Source organism: Pelomonas dachongensis (assembly GCF_043555865.1).
Taxonomy (GTDB): Bacteria; Pseudomonadota; Gammaproteobacteria; order Burkholderiales; family Burkholderiaceae_C; genus Pelomonas; species Pelomonas dachongensis.
In genome coordinates, this window is sequence record NZ_JBIGHY010000002.1 from 98,024 (window position 1) to 113,217 (window position 15,194).

At 69.0% G+C, this 15,194-nt stretch carries 10 protein-coding genes; 5 read left to right on the forward strand and 5 right to left on the reverse strand.

Annotated elements, in window-relative coordinates; genetic code table 11:
• Positions 1-5: 5 nt before the first annotated feature.
• The gene (locus tag ACG02S_RS05225; protein ID WP_394469385.1) at positions 6-1,748 is read right to left on the reverse strand and encodes a GspE/PulE family protein; all 1,743 of its coding nucleotides are present in this window, start codon (positions 1,746-1,748) and stop codon (positions 6-8) included.
• Between the two features lie 2 nt (positions 1,749-1,750).
• Positions 1,751-4,285 (reverse strand): GspE/PulE family protein, encoded by a 2,535-nt coding sequence (locus ACG02S_RS05230; RefSeq protein WP_394469386.1) that lies wholly within the window; start codon positions 4,283-4,285, stop codon positions 1,751-1,753.
• 90 nt (positions 4,286-4,375) lie between these two features.
• On the opposite strand from ACG02S_RS05230, the gene pcp reads away from it, so the two are divergent.
• On the forward strand, positions 4,376-5,023 hold the full coding sequence (gene pcp, locus ACG02S_RS05235) for a pyroglutamyl-peptidase I (protein WP_394469387.1): 648 nt from the start codon (positions 4,376-4,378) through the stop codon (positions 5,021-5,023).
• Here pcp and ACG02S_RS05240 read toward each other — a convergent pair.
• From ACG02S_RS05240 to ACG02S_RS05250, 3 genes are all read right to left on the reverse strand, one after another.
• On the reverse strand, positions 5,020-6,621 hold the full coding sequence (locus ACG02S_RS05240) for a methyl-accepting chemotaxis protein (RefSeq protein WP_394469388.1): 1,602 nt from the start codon (positions 6,619-6,621) through the stop codon (positions 5,020-5,022). The two genes, pcp and ACG02S_RS05240, sit on opposite strands and share 4 nt — an antisense overlap.
• 110 nt (positions 6,622-6,731) lie before the next feature.
• Positions 6,732-7,502, reverse strand: a complete 771-nt coding sequence (xth, locus tag ACG02S_RS05245) for an exodeoxyribonuclease III (RefSeq protein ID WP_394469389.1) — start codon at positions 7,500-7,502, stop codon at positions 6,732-6,734.
• An 18-nt stretch (positions 7,503-7,520) separates the two neighbouring features.
• Entirely contained in the window at positions 7,521-8,951 is a 1,431-nt protein-coding gene (locus tag ACG02S_RS05250) for a dihydrolipoyl dehydrogenase (protein ID WP_394469390.1), read from the reverse strand.
• Between the two features lie 204 nt (positions 8,952-9,155).
• Between ACG02S_RS05250 and ACG02S_RS05255 the strand changes: the two genes are divergently transcribed.
• The 4 genes from ACG02S_RS05255 to ACG02S_RS05270 all read left to right on the forward strand — a co-directional run bounded on the left by ACG02S_RS05255 (position 9,156) and on the right by ACG02S_RS05270 (position 15,142).
• Positions 9,156-9,605, forward strand: a complete 450-nt coding sequence (locus ACG02S_RS05255) for a hypothetical protein (RefSeq protein WP_394469391.1) — start codon at positions 9,156-9,158, stop codon at positions 9,603-9,605.
• Between the two features lie 36 nt (positions 9,606-9,641).
• Positions 9,642-9,872 (forward strand): hypothetical protein, encoded by a 231-nt coding sequence (locus ACG02S_RS05260; RefSeq protein ID WP_394469392.1) that lies wholly within the window; start codon positions 9,642-9,644, stop codon positions 9,870-9,872.
• Positions 9,873-10,088: 216 nt separating this feature from the next.
• Positions 10,089-11,969, forward strand: coding sequence for a glycoside hydrolase family 2 protein (locus ACG02S_RS05265; RefSeq protein ID WP_394469393.1), 1,881 nt, complete (start codon positions 10,089-10,091; stop codon positions 11,967-11,969).
• A gap of 221 nt (positions 11,970-12,190) precedes the next feature.
• Positions 12,191-15,142, forward strand: a complete 2,952-nt coding sequence (locus ACG02S_RS05270) for a di-heme oxidoredictase family protein (RefSeq protein WP_394469394.1) — start codon at positions 12,191-12,193, stop codon at positions 15,140-15,142.
• The last annotated feature ends 52 nt before the right edge of the window (positions 15,143-15,194 follow it).

Genomic DNA, 15,194 nt, shown 5'->3' on the forward strand with positions numbered 1-15,194 from the left:
GTGCGTCAATCAGCGTCCACGCTGATGCGCACCGCTTCCGCCAGAGAGGTCTTGCCCTCTCGCACCAGCGCCAGACTGCGGTCGGCGAGCGTCCTGCCCTTCAGCGAGCGGCGTGCCGCGTCGATGAATGCGCCGGCATCGCTTTTCTGAATGGCCAGCGCCATGTCGGGGTCCAGCTCCAGCATCTCGTAGATGCCGCGCCGGCCCTGGTAGCCGGTGCCGTTGCATTCCGAGCAGCCGCGGCCCTTGACGTTGGTGACCGGCCCCGGCGCCTCGCCGTTCAGCGTCAGCACCTCGTTGACCCAGGCCTGCTCCTGCGGCGTGGCCAGGTGCGGCTCGGCGCAATGCTTGCAGACACCGCGCAGCAGCCGCTGCGCCAGCACGGCCTGCAGCGACGTGGCGACCATGAAGGGCGGGGCGCCCATGTCCAGCAGCCGGAACGGCGTGGACACGGTGTCCTTGGTGTGCAGCGTGGACAGCAGAAGGTGGCCCGTGATGGCGGCGCGCAGGCCGATCTCGGCCGTCTCGGCGTCGCGCATCTCGCCGACGAGGATGACGTCGGGGTCTTGCCGCAGCGCGGCGCGCAGCACCTTGGCGAAGCTCAGCTCGATCTTCTCGTTGACCTGCACCTGCGTGAGGCCCGGCAGCCGGTACTCGATGGGGTCCTCGGCGGTAATGATCTTCAGCTTCTCCGAGTCCAGTTCGGCCAGCGCGGCGTACAGCGTGGAGGTCTTGCCCGAGCCGGTGGGGCCGGTAACCAGGATCATTCCGGAGTCGCGGCCCAGAAGCTCGCGAAAGCGCTTCAGCATCTCGTCCGGCATGGCGATCTGGTCCAGCCGGCGAAGCGCCGAGCCCTGGCCGAGCAGGCGCATGACGACGGACTCGCCGTACTGGCTGGGCATCGTTGACAGGCGCACGTCCAGCGTGCGGTCGCTCAGGCGCAACGTGAAGCGACCGTCTTGCGGCAGGCGCTTCTCGGAGATGTCGAGGCCCGCCATCAGCTTCAGACGCTGGGCCAGCGCGGGGGCGATGCGCTTGTCGGCTTGCGTCAGCGTCTGCAGCAGGCCGTCTACACGGTTGCGGATCAGTAGCTCGCCTTCCTGCGGCTCGATGTGCACGTCCGACGCGCCCGCGCGGGTCGCGTCCTCGAACACGCTCTGCAGCAGCCTCACGACCGGCGCGCCTTCCTGGCCGACGGCAGCCTGCAGCGCGCCGAAGTCCACCGCGTCGCCGATGTCCTTCTCCAGCGCCTTGGCCAGGCCCGAGATCTCGTCGCTGCGGCGGTAGTGCTTGTCGAAGACGGCGGGCAACTGGCTGTCGGCCACGACGGCCATCGCCAGGCGGCGCTTCAGGATCTTGGCCAGTTCGTCAAAGCCGAACAGGTCCAGGGGGTCGGCCATGGCCACCAGCAGCTGGTCGCCGCGCTCCTCCAGCACCACCGCACGGAAGCGTCGCGCCGGCGTCTCGGGTAGCAGCCGCACCAGCTCGGTCTTCAGCGGGAAGGTCTTCAGGTTCACGAACGGCGCGCGCAGCTGGCGCGCCAGCACGTGGGCCAGCGCCTCCTCGGTGATGAGGTTGGCCTCGATCAGGATGCGGCCCAGCTTCTTGCCCGTGGCCCGTTGCAGCTCCAGCGCCTGGCCCAGCTGTTCGGCCGAGATCAGCTGCTGCTCGACGAGCACGTCCCCCAGCCGCAGCTTGGGGCGGGGCGCGGCGGCGGTGCCGTCGGCGGGGGCGTCGCTCAGGGGCATGGCTAGGCGTTGCTGGTGGCGTGGACTTCGGCGAGCGTGGTGATGCCTTGCAGGACCTTGATGATGCCGTCCTGGCGCAGGGAGCGCATGCCTTCAGCCAGGCCAGCGTGATGGATTTCCTCGGCGCGGGCGCCGGTCTGCACCAGCCGGCGTATGTTCTTCGACACACTCAGCAGCTCGTGCAGCCCGGCGCGGCCCTTGTAGCCGCTGCCGCCGCAGACGCTGCAGCCGGGACTGTGGTGCTTCATCAGCCGGCCGGACTGGCCGTGGCTCTTGATCCAGTCGGCCATCAGCGTCAGCTTGCTGGGGCGGCTGTCCGCCGGGAACACGTGCAGGTAGTTCTCCAGCAGTTCCTGCAGCTCGGTCTCCTGCATGGGCTCGCTGGTGCGGCAGGCGCTGCAGCTGCGGCGCACCAGCCGCTGTGCCAGCACGGCCAGCAGCGAGTCGGCAAAGTTGAACGGATCCATGCCCATGTCCAGCAGCCGCGTGATGGTCTCGGCCGCGCTGTTGGTGTGCAGCGTGGACAGCACCAGGTGGCCGGTCAGCGAGGCTTCCACGGCGATCTCGGCGGTCTCCTGGTCGCGGATTTCGCCGACCATGATGACGTCCGGGTCAGCGCGCAGGAAGGCTCGCAGCGCCTTCGCGAAGGTCCAGTCGATCTTGGGGTTGACCTGCACCTGGCGCAGGCCCGCCTGCGTGATCTCGACCGGGTCCTCGGCCGTCCAGATCTTGCGGTCCGGCGTGTTGATGTGTGCCATCGCCGAGTGCAGTGTCGTGGTCTTGCCGGAGCCGGTTGGGCCCACGCACAGAACCATGCCGTAAGGCCGCGCCACGGCGGTCTTCAGCGCTTCGAGGTTGGCGGGCGACAGGCCGATGCCGTCCAGCGGCAGCGGCTTGCTGCTGGCCAGCAGCCGCATGACCACGTCCTCCAGCCCGTTGTTGGTCGGGATGGTGGCCACGCGCAGCTCCAGCTTGTGCTGCGGCGAGAACTTGGCGAAGTTGATCTTGCCGTCCTGCGGCTTGCGGCGCTCGGAAATGTCGAGGTCGCACATGATCTTGATGCGCGCGATCATCGCGTTGCGGTAGGTATGCGGCAGCTCCAGGTAGGGCTGCAGCACGCCGTCCCGGCGGAAGCGGATTTTCAGCTTCTCGCGCCCCGGGTAGGTCTCGATGTGGATGTCTGACACGCCCTGGCCATGCGCCTCGATGATCATCGAGTTGATCAGCCGCACCAGCGAGTTGTCGCTCTGCTCGATGGGGGCATCATCTTCCTTGGACGAGCGCTCGCTGCTGTCGCGCTCCAGGCTCTCGATGAGCTTGTTGGAACTATCCAGCGCGAAGTCGGGCTGGAAGTCGGGCAGCGGATCGGTGTTGCCGCGCGCCAGCGCCTCGCCGCCGTAGCGTTCGAAGGTGGCAGGAATCGCGAACTGCAGCGTGCCCAGCCGGGTCAGCGTGGGCACCACCTTGAGCTGCGTGATGAACTCGACCTCGTCGATGGCGTCACGCCGCGTCGGGTCCTCCATCGCGACGACAAGGCGGCCGTCGCGCAGCACCAGCGGCAACACCTCCAGCCGCTTGGCCACCGCATGCGGCAGCTTGCGCACCGCGTCGGGCTCGATGGCGAACTTCTCCACGTCCACCATCGGGTAGCCCATCTTGCGCGCCAGCGCCGACTGCAGCTGCGCCCGGCTGATGACGCCCTTGCGCACCAGCAGCTCGCCCAGCGGCACCGAGCGGTCCTCGCGCTGCTGCACCAGCGCCAGGTCCAGCTGCTCGGTCGTGACCAGCTCCAGCGCCAGCAGCGCCTCGCCGATGCGCACCATCGGCATGCGGGCCTGCTGCTCGATGGCCTGCAGCAACTGCTCGGCCGTGACGATGTGCTGCTCCACGAGGATGTCGCCCACGCGCTTCTGGCGCAGCCCGGTCTGCTCGACGGCGGCTGCCGACAGCTGCTCGGGCGTGACTAGCTGGTCCTTCAGCAGCAGGTCGCCGATGCGCTCGCCGATCTCGAAATTCGTCAGCACCTCGCGCGGGATGAACACGCGGCGCACCGAGTCGTCGGCCTCGCCCAGCGGCGGGAACAGGAACAGGCCCAGCTTGTCGTGGTGGTGGCCGATGGTGATGCCCTTCAGCTCGTCGCCGCCGGCGAACACCACCCGGAACGGCGTGCGCGGACGCTGGTCCAGGCTTAGCGGCGCGCCGCGGTCGCTGGCGTCGCGTGGCGGCACGGTCACGGGCTGCAGCAGCTTCACGGCGCGGAACTGGCTGAACTTCAGCGGCATGGCGTTGCGCGCCGGCGGTACGGTGATGCGGACGATGCGTTCGCTGCTGTCCAGCGCCAGTAGCTGGCCGCTGCTGCGGCTGTTGTTCAGGCCCAGGATCTCGCAGGCCTCGGGGCCACGCTGCAGTTGCGATTCCGGGTAGGCCGCATAGGGCGGGCTGGGCCACAGGAAGCCCGATACCGCGGCACCCGGTCCCGCGTCTGCGGTGCCGGCACTGCCGTGGGGCCAGGCCAAGGGCTGGGAGGGGTCGGTCATGGGCGGCGATTATGGAGGGGGTAGTTCGCCGTTCCACCCCGCAAATACGCCGCGAAAGTCACGCAGTTGGCGCGGCCCGACAATGGCGCGATGGACATCCTGATCACCGGGTTCGAGCCCTTTGATGGCGACACCGTCAACCCGTCCTGGGAGGTCGCCCAGGCCCTGGACGGGCGGGTCATCGGCATAGGCCGGGTGCGGGCATGCCGCTTGCCGGTGACGTTCCGCGACGCACCGCAACGGCTGGCCGAGGCGCTGGCCCAGGGGCGGCCCGAGCTGGTCATCGCGCTGGGCCAGGCGAGCGGTCGCAGCGAGATTTCCATTGAGCGCGTCGCGGTCAACCTCATCGATGCGCGCATCCCGGACAACGCCGGTGATCGGCCTCACGACGCGCGCGTCGTCGCCCTCGCCCCGGATGCCTACTTCTCCACGCTGCCGGTCAAAGCGATGCGCGATGGCCTGCGTGCCGCGGGCTACCCGGCCGGCCTGTCGCTGACGGCCGGCGCCTTCGTCTGCAACCAGCTGTTCTTCGAACTGCAGCACAGGCTTGCCGGCCGCGGCGTGCGCGGCGGCTTCATCCACCTGCCGGCGCTGCCTGAGCAGGCCGCGCGCGCGCCGGGCGGGCTGCCCAGCATGGGCCTGGCTGCGCAGATCGACGCTATCGCGCTGGCCGTGGCCATTGCAATGGGCGAGGTGCAGGTAGCCCGCGGGGCGGACGAGGGCGCGCCGACGGGTTAGGCCTGCTTGGCCGCCCGGCGCAGCGCCACGGCGTCGGGCAGCGCACGGCCTTCATTGGCGGCCAGCCGGAACACGCGCAGCGCGGCAGCAACCTGCTCGGTGTCGTACTGCATCTGCTCTGCCGCCTGGGCCAGCTGCTCCACCAGGCCGGCGTTCTGCTGCGTGATGCCGTCCAGCTCGCGCATCGCGCCATGCACCTCGGCCACCCCTTGCAGTTGCGCGCGGGCACCGTTGTCGATGTGCTTGATGAGGCCCGTGAACGCCTGCACCTTCGCCAGCGTCGCGTCGATGCTTTCGCGCGCAGAGCGCGTCTGCGCCTCGCCGTCGCGCACGCGCTGTGTGGAGTCGTCGATCAGCTTCTTGATCTCGCGCGCCGCGGTCGAGCTGCGCTGAGCCAGCGCACGCACTTCACCAGCGACGACCGCGAAGCCCTTGCCATGTTCGCCGGCCCGGGCAGCCTCGACAGCGGCGTTCAGCGCCAGCAGGTTGGTCTGGAACGCGATGCTGTCGATGAGCTGCACGATCTCGCCGATGCGGCCCGACGACGCGGCGATGCCGCCCATGGTGTCGGTCACCGAGTGCACGACGCTGGCGCTGCCGCGCGACACGTCGTGCAGCTGGCCAGCCACGCCGCTGGCATTGCCGGCGTGCTCGCTGGTGTCGCGCACCGTCGCGGCGATCTGCTCGACGCTGGCCGCCGTCTGTTGCAGGCTGGTGGCCTGGCTCTCGGTGCGGCGCGCCAGGTCCAGATTGCCCTGCGCGATTTCGTCGCTGACGCGGCGGATGCGCTCGATCTCGTGGCGCGTGTCAATGACCATCGCGCACAGGTTCACCGACACCTGCGCCAGCGCCGACTCCAGCCCGCGCGTCAGCGGGCTGCCGCTGGGTCGCAGCGTGGTGGACAGGTCGCCCGCAGCCAGCGCATTCGCAAAATCTTCGGTGGCACCCAGCGCCTGGCGCAGCCGCGCCTGCTGCCACAGCGCCGCGCCGGCTGCCGTCAGCACGGCGGTGGCGGCAGCGGCCCAGGGGCCAGCTCCGGCAAACGCACCGAGGGCGAGGCTGGTCGACAGCAGCGGCACCGACATGCCGCCCAGCCACGGCAGACGGCGGCGCAGCTGCTGCAGGGCGCCGGCCACGCCGGGGCGCAACAGCTCGCCGTGGGCCAGCCGGTGCTGCAGCTGACCCGCCGCCTGCTCGGACCGCATGCGAGCGTACAGCGTCTCGGCCTGCTCGACCTGCGCCCGCGTGGGCTGCGTGCGCACGGACAGATAGGCCACCGGCCGGCCGCCGTCCAGCAGCGGCGTCACGTTGGCATACACCCAGTAGTGGTCGCCGTTCTTGCAGCGGTTCTTGACGAGACCCGACCAGGGCCGGCCCGTGGCGATGGTGTCCCACAGGTCGCGGAAGGCTTCCTGCGGCATGTCGGGGTGGCGCAGGATGTTGTGCGGCTGGCCCAGCAGCTCATCCAGCGCATAGCCGCTGACGTCCACAAACACCGCGTTGGCGTGCAGGATGCGCCCCTTCAGGTCGGTTGTGGAGACCAGCGCGCGGCCGGCAGGGAAGGGGATCTCGCGTTGGGTGACGGCTTGCTGTCGCATGGGGATGTCCTTTGGACACAGCATGCGCACGTGAAGCCGGTCAACCCTTGACTTGGCGCAAACCCTGGGAACTCATCCTGGGGCAGGGCGCGTCCGGCGTGAAGGAATGCTCAGCCGTCGAGGGTCAGGATGACCGGCGCATGGTCGCTGGGGCGCTCGTTCTTTCGCGGCAGCTTATCGATCTCGCAGGCCGTGACGCGGCCCTTCAGCGCCTCGCTGACGAGGATGTGGTCGATGCGCAGACCCTGGTTCTTGCGGAAGGCCAGGTTGCGGTAGTCCCACCAGCTCCAGCTCTTGGGCGGCTGATCGAACAGGCGGAAGGCGTCGGTGAAGCCCAGCTGGATGAGCTGCTGGAAGTGCTCCCGTTCCTCGGGCGTGCAGTGGATCTGGCCGGCCCAGGCCACCGGGTCGTAGACGTCGCGGTCTTCGGGGGCGATGTTGAAGTCGCCCATCAGCACGACGTTCTCGTGGGCCTTCAGTTCCTGGATCAGCCAGTGGCGCAGGCTTGTCAGCCAGTTCATTTTGTAGGTGAACTTGTCGCTGTCCGGCGCCTGGCCGTTGGGGAAGTAACCGCCGATGACCCGCAGGCCGTCCACCGTGCCGGCGATGACGCGGGCCTGTTCGTCGGCAAAGCCAGTGATGTTCTTGACCACGTCGGTGGCCTTCTCGCGGCTGATCAGCGCGACGCCGTTGTAGGTCTTCTGGCCGAACCATTGCACCTGGTAGCCGGCCTCGCCGATCTCCAGGGTGGGGAACTTGTCGTCGGTCAGCTTGGTTTCCTGCAGCACCAGCGCATCGACCGGATGCGCGGACAGCCAATCCAGCACCTGCGGCAAGCGGATGGACAGCGAGTTGACATTCCAGGTGGCGAACTTCTTCATCGCGTGATCCTAGCCCGCTCAGGGGCCGGCCTCAGCTTGCGTGTCGCAGTCCAGGCAGTCTTCGAGCGGCAGGTCAGGCAGGTGCTGATCGCTGTGCAGCTGGCGCAGCGCGGTGCGCAGCCCTTCCTCGACAACCGGGTGGTAGAACGGGCAGTTCAGCATGTCCTGCACAGTGTCGCCGCGCTGCACGCTCCAGGCCAGCAGGTGGCCCAGATGCTCGGCGGCCGGCCCGATCATCTCGGCGCCCAGCAACCGGCCCGTGCCGCATTCGGCATACACGTGCAGCGCGCCCTGGTTGGCGCGCATCACGCGGCTGCGGCCCTGGTCGGCGAAGCTGACGCGACCGGTGTCGAAAGCGATGTCCGCGGCCGTCAGCTCGGCATGGCTGGCACCGGCCAGCGCGATCTGCGGATCGCTGAACACGACGCCAAGCGGCGTGCGGCGAGGGCGGCGATGCACCTTCGGCCAGCGTGCGGCGTTGTCGCCGGCGATGCGGCCGGCGTCTGACGCCTCGTGCAGCAGCGGCCGGTCCTCGGTGACGTCGCCCGCGATGAACAGCGGACCGGTGCCCCACTGGCCTGTGTGGCGGTCCACGCGCGGCCGGCCGCGCTCGTCGCGGGGCAGGGCGGGCAGGGTGTCCAGGCCGAGGTCGTCCAGGTTGGCCTCGCGCCCGGCGGCACAAAGCAGCAGGTCGAAATGCTCGCCGCCGATCAGCACCTGATCGCCGTCCAGCTGCGGCTCCGGCGTGCCAGCGTTCAGCACCAGCGGCAGCGCCGCGCCGAACAGGTCGCGCGCCAGCGCCTGCAGTGCCGGGTCGGTCAGCGGGCCCACGTCCTGGCCGCGCGTGAACAGCCGCACGCGCACGCCCAACCGGTGCAGCGCCAGCGCCAGCTCTAGCCCGATGACGCCGGCGCCGTACACGGCCACCGAGCGTGGCAGGTCCTGCCAGTCGAACACGTCGTCGTTGACGATGAGCCGCCGCCCCAGCCGCTCGCGCCAGCCCGGTGGGATGCGCGGGCGTGAACCGGTGGCGATGACGACGGCCTTGGCGTCGATGCGCTGGCCATCCACGTCCAGCATGCCGGGTTCGGTGAATCGTGCGCGGCCCTGCAGCCGCGTCGCCTCGGGCCAGCCGTCGACGGCGTCCAGCACGAAGCTGACGAAGCGGTCCCGCTCGCTGCGCACGCGCTGCATGACGGCGCGGCCGTCGATGACCGGCGCGGCTGCCAGCACCCCGAAGTGCGGAGCCTCACACACCGCATGTGCGGCGGCGGCCGCAGCGATAAGCAGCTTGCTGGGCATGCAGCCCACACGAGCGCAAGTGGTCCCGAAGTGGGCGGCCTCGACGAGAAGCAGCCGGTCGGTGTGCCGGCTCGCGGCGCGGTAGGCGGCCATGCCGGCGGTGCCGGCGCCAATGATGGCGACGTCGCAGTGAAGGGGCATTCGCATCACCAAAGCAGTTGGGGCGTCGAGGATAGCGGGCCGGGCTCCCAGAGCGGAACAGCAGGGCGTGCTAGAGAACGACGGCCGATCTGCGGGAGCGGGCCGCGTTCGCATCAAAGCACCCCACAATCTCGTCGAGCCGACGGTGTTGCCTCCGAATTGGGGCAACGTCACTGGCGTCAGATGGACTTTCAAGGAGCAATGCGCACGATGAGCGAAGCCCACCGCTGGAGCCGACGTGCTGCCATCGCAGCGATGGCCTGTGTCGTGCGCCCATCGCCGGCGCAGCAAACAGCGCCGCTGGTGCCGATGGCGATCTCAGAGGCGGTCGATGCGAATTTCGTTGGCCCGCTGCTGGAAGCCGTCGCCCAAGCCAGCGTCCTGCGCTGGGCCCCGCAGTCGGTGCCCTTCGCGCGGCTGCTGCATCTGGTGGAGCGCGGTGAGGCGATCGGATTCGGCATCAGCCCCAGCGCCGGGCGCGCCGCCCAGCTGCAGTTCTCCGTTCCCGTGTTCCGTGGCGCCGTCTGGGCGGTCAGCCTTCGCGACAAACACGTGGTCGCGCGGCGGCCGAAGGATCTCGCGGGCTGGCAGGTCTGCATGTCGCGACGCGCGGACTATGGACCGCTCTTTCCCGAAAGTATGGCGTCCGACATCCAATAGCGGCGGCTGAACGCGCTGAAAGCTGGGAGGTGCGACGTGCTGCTCGTCACCACCAGGAACCCGGCGCTGTCGACGGTGCTGGCGCGCATCGTCGCGGCCGGCGGCGCGCCTGATGCGTTCACGGTGAGCCCGGCGCCGCTGGCGGAGCAATCCGTGCACTTCGCCGTAGCACGTGAGAGTCCGCTCGCGCAGCACCTGCCACACATCGACGACGCGATCCACAGGCAGCAGCCGGTGATCCGGCAGTTGGTCCGGGACGCCGACTGATGCGCAGAACCAGAGCGTAGCGCCGGTGGGCCCTCCGTGCGGGCAGAGCCAGGGTGCGTGCTTCCAACATCGTCCACCAGGGCTATACACAAAATTTGTCGACAATGTGCATTATGTCAAATCATAGGCGCGCATTGGATGCTCATGTTCCTGCGCGTTTCCATCAGGCGGCGCAGGTCAAACTGGCAAGCAAGACCCGACCACCGAAACGAACTCATGCCGAATCTCTGGAACCTGCACCGCCGGCTGCACCTGCTGCTGGCCGTGGCCCTGCTGGCCTCTGCCACGGCCGCCACTGCCGCGGACGATCTGCGCCCTGCGTTGCTGCTGAACGGCAGCCGCGACGCCAGTCATGAGCTGTCCGGCCGCTGGACCTATTCCAAAGACTACTACCGCACCGGCCTGACCGACATCAACGGCTGGGTCGCAAAGTCGCGCATGCAGCGCTACCGCGATCTGGACGTGGCCGCAGAGGAAGCCAAGCCCGGCAGCCCGGTCTTCTTCGAGTTCGACATGGACCGCGGCCCGGCGATGGAGATCCCCGGCGCCTGGAATGCAGCCACGCCCGAACTGCGCTACTACGACGGCCTGATGTGGTTCCAGCGCAAGTTCAACGTGCAGCCCAGGCCGGGAGAACGCAGCTTCCTGCGCTTCGAGGCGGTGAATTACCGCGCGTACGTCTACCTTAACGGCAAGGAGATCGGCCGCCACGAAGGCGGCTTCACGCCGTTCGTGCTGGAGGTGACGCAAGCGCTGCGCAGTGGCGACAACCGCCTCACCGTGGGCGTGGACTCGCGGCATGACGCGCAGAGCATTCCGGGCGAGATCACCGACTGGGACCTGTACGGAGGCATCACGCGCCCGGTGCGCTTGATCCACACGCCGGCCAGTTTCATCGACGACGCCACGCTGCGCCTAACAGAGGCCGGGCGCCTGGTGGGCAGCGCGCAGCTCAACGGCGCGGGTGCCGCCAATCAGACGGTCACCCTGAACATCGCCGCGCTGAAGCTGCAGGTGCAGGCACGCACGGACGCGCAAGGTGTGGCACGCTTCGAGCTGCCCGCCCCGGCAGCGCTGAAGCGCTGGTCGCCCGAGACGCCGCAGCTCTACGACGTGCAATTCACGGCCGGCGCGGACACGCTGCGCGAGCGCATCGGCTTTCGCACCATCGCCGTCAAGGGCGACCAGATCTTGCTGAATGGCAAGCCGGTGTTCCTGCGCGGCGTGTCCGCGCACGAGGAGGAACTGGGCCCAAATCCGGCGCGGCGCATGACCGAATCCGCCGCGCGCGCGCTGCTGACCGAGGTGAAACAGGGACTGGGCGGCAACTACGTGCGCCTGTCGCACTACCCGCACAGCGAAACCATGCTGCGCATGGCCGACGAGCTGGGCCTGCTGGTGTGGAGCGAAATCCCCGTCTACTGGACGGTGGACTGGGACAACCCGGTCGCGCTGCAAAAGGCGCTGCGCATGCAGGCCGAGACCATCTACCGCGACCGCAACCGCGCGGCCCTCGTCATGTGGAGCGTGGGCAACGAGACGCCCGTGGCCGACAACCGCACGCGCTTCCATGTTGCGCTGGCAAAGAGCGCCCGCGAGCTGGACCCCGGCCGCCTCATCAGCGCCGCGCTGCTGGTGGAGCGCCAGGGCGATGTCATCCGCATCGCCGACCCGCTGCTGCCGCATCTGGACGTGATGGCGATCAACACCTACGCCGGTTGGTACGGCGACGACAAGCTGGACGACCTGAAGAAGCTGCGCTGGGAGCTGCCCACCGACAAGCCGCTCATCGCCTCGGAGTTTGGCGCCGACGCGCTGGCTGGCGAGCACGACTCACCAGGTACGTCACGCGCGCAGCTGCGCAAATGGACCGAGGAGTACCAGGCCGCGTACTACCGCGCCACGCTGGAGATGCTGCACCGCATCCCCAACCTGCGCGGCCTGTCGCCCTGGGTGCTGAAGGACTTCCGCTCGCCACGGCGGGAGCACCCCGTGTTCCAGAACGGCTGGAACCGCAAGGGCCTACTGTCTGAGACGGGCCAGCGCAAGGCCGCCTTCGACGTGATCGCCGAGCACTACCGACTGCTGCCGCGCTGACCTGGCGCTCACCTCCTTGGCCCAGCGGGCATCACAGGCCGTGCGGGCGGTTGCTTCGGTTGCATATTTGTAACTTCGGCTACGCGTATCGTCTTTCCCGCACCGACGGAACCACAGCGCCGCTGCAGATGCCATCCCTAGGACTGCCGAAGTTCTCCGACCCGGTCTGAGTTGGAGGTCATCGCGCCACAGAGATGGCGCGACCGACACAGGGACCGGAAATGAATGAGAACAACCACATCCACCATGCGCGTTCGCGCACCTCGGCCGCAGCGCTGTGCCTGGTGGTGGCGGCCGCAGCGCTGAACGCCGGCTGCGGCGGCGGCTCTGGAAGTGCCGGCGCGGATGGTCCCACGACCTCCCCCGCTACACCGGCGCCCCCCGCATCGGCCCCGGTGGCTGCGCCGGCGCCGGAGCCCGCGCTGGAGCTGCCGCCAGCCCCCGCGCCCGTGGAGCTTCCCGGCGGTACGGATGCTGCGCTGCCGACGCTGCCGCCTGCACAGCAACTGCCTGCCGGCACCGACATCAGCAAGCCAGGCGCCCTGGTCCGCCCGGTCGCGGCCACGTCGACTGCGATCGAAGGCGCGCATGTCGCCGGCCGCGCCGTGGACGGCAGCATGGACACGCGCTGGGCCAGCACGCAGGACGACGCCGCCTGGATCCAATTCGACTTCGGCGCGAAGACGGCGCTGGGCTACCTCAGCCTGTCTTGGGAGAACGCATTCGGCAAGGAGTACGCGATCCAGGGCTCGGACGACGGCAACACCTGGCACCAGATCCGCTATGTGGCCGGTGGCAAGGGTGGCACCGAGGAGTTCTTCAACCTGAACGCCAACGTGCGTTACGTGCGCCTGCAAGGCGTGGCCCGGGGCACGCAGTACGGCTACTCGCTGCACGAGGTCGCGTTCAGATCACCGGGCAGCGACAACACGCTGCCGCTGATGGCGACGGCGGCGCTGCCCTTCCCTGCCGATGGCGCTGCGCTGGCACCGGCGCCTGCCGCACGGCCGCCGCTGGAGACCGTGCAGTTCACGTTGGCCGACGGCACGCTGGTCACCCGGTTCGGTATGGTGGGCCGCTCCCGCCATGCGCGGGAACGCGGCGAGGACTGGAACGAAATCGGCTACGGCGTCAATGACACGGTCGACGCCGCCGGCAAGCCGCTTGACAAGGGCCCCGGCGCGCACCTGAACTTCATCGCCAACTACTTCAAGAACCGCACTTGGGGCGTCGAGCTCATCGACAACATCCGGGTGGCCGGCGTCACGCGGCCGACGATCGTCGTCAACCAGTACTTCCAGCAGGCCCAGCGCGGCGGCGGCCACGCGTTCTTCCGCCGCATGGACGAGCCGGGCGTGACTGGCTTCGGCTGGATGTCGCCCGGCGACCTGCTGGACGACGCGACCTACGCGGCCGGCAACCAGGGCATCGCCGCCTGCCCGGTGGTGGCCAAGCCGCCGCAGGCGGCGCTGCTCACGCCCAACGGCGGCTTCGCCGGCGTCAAGGGCGCCAACGACGGTTGCAGCGTCGTGCTGGACAACGTGCCGCGCCACAGCGAGCTGTCGGCAGATGCCAATGGCGTGATGGTGCCAAACGGCAAGTCCGTCGCATCGAGGGCACTGAAGGTCGGCGACGCGATCGAGTTCACCAGCTCCTTCTTCTCGACCCGCGCAGTCATGGACGCGCTGGGCGATACCGGCGGGTTTCGCTACTACACCAACGAGGTCACCTACGTGGTCGGCACGGGCCTGCGGCCATGGTACGGCGTGCAGCCGAGGCTGATGAACGCGCCGCTGCCGGAAGAAACGCTGCAGGGCGGCACCGGCTCGGTGTCGTACGACTACGCGGACAACGGCGCCTTCATGTTCCAGCAGCCGAACAACGAGATCGGCATGCAGAACATGCAGCGCTTCGTCGAGGGACGACGCCTGGTGCACACCAACTTTTGGAGCGGTGACCACAACGAGGCCGGCAACGACAGGCACACCGCGGTTGCGGGCTTGCAGGGCGCGCGCTTCAACAAATCGACCTGTTTCTCGTGCCACATCGGCAACGGCCGCAGCCTGGCGCCGAGTGCGATCAACCAGCGGCTGGACACCATGGGCGTGCGCGTCGCGGCGCTAGATGCGAACGGGCGGCAGGTGCCGCACCCGGTCTACGGCATGGCGGTGCAGATGAACGCGCGTTCGCTGGTGAGTGGTGCGCCGCAGGACTGGGGCCTGGGCGTGCGCGTCGCCGGCTTCGACGTGCGGCGGGTGACGCTGGCGGACGGCACCATCGTTGAACTCGGCAAGCCACGCATCGCCTTCGACGGGCCGACGCCGGCCGCGCACTCGCTGCGCAGCGCGCAGCCGATGATCGGCATGGGCCTGCTGGAGGCCGTGCCAGACGCCGACATCCTGGCGCGCGTGCGCACCACACCGGACGCCGACGGGGTGCTGGGCACGGCCAACTTCGCCTACGACCCCGAAACCGGCGCCGTCAAACTGGGCCGCTACGGCTGGAAGGCGTCCAAGGTGAGCCTGCGCCACCAGACCGCCGCCGCCGCACTGCAGGACATGTCCGTCACCACGCCGGTCTACCCGAACCGCGACTGCCATTCGGGCAGGTGCACGCCGAACAAGGTCGAGAAGGGCTTATCCGAGGACGACCTGACACTGGTCACCCGCTACCTGGCTTTGCTGGCCGTGCCGGCACAGCGCAGCGTGGCCAGCGGCTTCCCGAAGGGCGTGACGCCGCTGCCGGACTTGGACGTCAACCCGACGCAGGTGGCCGCCGGCGCGCGCATCTTCCAGGCCAACCGCTGCACGGCCTGCCATGTGGCATCGATGAAGACGGGCAACACGTCCGAATTCGCCGAGCTGCGCAACCAGACCATCCGCCCCTACACCAACCTGCTGCTGCACGACATGGGCCCCGAGCTCGCCGACGGCTTTGTCGAAGGCCGCGCCACCGGCCAGATGTGGCGAACGCCGGCGCTCTGGGGCATCGGCTACACCGAGCGCGTCGCCGGCGGCGCTGGCAAAGTGGGCTATCTGCACGACGGCCGGGCGCGCACGTTGACCGAAGCCATCCTGTGGCACGGCGGCGAGGCCACCACCAGCCGCCAACGCTTCGAGGCGCTGTCCAAGGCCGACCGCGAGGCCATGCTGGCGTTCCTCAAGTCGCTGTGACCATGTGGGCCCGTCAGCGTGGCCCCATGAATCAGCTTCACGGGCGGCCGCG

Coding starts and splice junctions, on each gene's coding strand:
- ACG02S_RS05225 (WP_394469385.1), bottom strand. CDS start 1,748: ATGCCCCTGAGCGACGCCCCCGCCGACGGCACCGCCGCCGCGCCCCGC.
- ACG02S_RS05265 (WP_394469393.1), top strand. CDS start 10,089: ATGCCGAATCTCTGGAACCTGCACCGCCGGCTGCACCTGCTGCTGGCC.
- xth (WP_394469389.1), bottom strand. CDS start 7,502: ATGAAGAAGTTCGCCACCTGGAATGTCAACTCGCTGTCCATCCGCTTG.
- pcp (WP_394469387.1), top strand. CDS start 4,376: ATGGACATCCTGATCACCGGGTTCGAGCCCTTTGATGGCGACACCGTC.
- ACG02S_RS05270 (WP_394469394.1), top strand. CDS start 12,191: ATGAATGAGAACAACCACATCCACCATGCGCGTTCGCGCACCTCGGCC.
- ACG02S_RS05255 (WP_394469391.1), top strand. CDS start 9,156: ATGAGCGAAGCCCACCGCTGGAGCCGACGTGCTGCCATCGCAGCGATG.
- ACG02S_RS05230 (WP_394469386.1), bottom strand. CDS start 4,285: ATGACCGACCCCTCCCAGCCCTTGGCCTGGCCCCACGGCAGTGCCGGC.
- ACG02S_RS05250 (WP_394469390.1), bottom strand. CDS start 8,951: ATGCGAATGCCCCTTCACTGCGACGTCGCCATCATTGGCGCCGGCACC.
- ACG02S_RS05240 (WP_394469388.1), bottom strand. CDS start 6,621: ATGCGACAGCAAGCCGTCACCCAACGCGAGATCCCCTTCCCTGCCGGC.